We start from the raw sequence: 466 nt of genomic DNA on the forward strand, positions 1-466 counted from the left end.
GGTGTGCTCAAGGCTGGTGGTGGGTATGTTCCGGTGGATCCGGATCAGCCGGCGGAGCGTAATGGGTTTGTGTTGGCGTCGGCGTCGCCGGTGTGTGTGGTCAGTACGTCTGATGTTGGTTTCGATGCTGGTGTGGTGCCGGTGGTCGAGGTTGATGTTGTTGATGTGTCTGGTTTTTCGGATGCTCCTGTGTCGGATGTGGATCGGGTTGCGCCGTTGCGGGCGGAGAATACGGCGTATGTGATTTTCACGTCGGGGTCGACGGGTCGGCCGAAGGGTGTGGCGGTCAGTCATCGCAGTGTGGTCAATCAGGTGTCGTGGTTGGCGGAGCGTTATGCGGTGTCGGGTTCTGATGTGGTGTTGCTCAAGACTCCGGTGACGTTCGATGTGTCGGTGTGGGAGTTGTTTGTTCCGTTGGCGGTGGGTGCTCGGTTGGTGGTGGCTACTCATGACGGTCATCGGGATC

General features: G+C 59.0%; 1 protein-coding gene. It reads left to right on the top strand.

From position 1 onward, the window contains the following. A partial coding sequence (locus QM716_RS29150) for an AMP-binding protein (protein WP_283307720.1) occupies window positions 1–466 on the top strand: 466 nt, incomplete at both ends.

The organism is Rhodococcus sp. IEGM 1409 (assembly GCF_030056735.1).
Taxonomy (GTDB): domain Bacteria; phylum Actinomycetota; class Actinomycetes; order Mycobacteriales; family Mycobacteriaceae; genus Rhodococcus_F.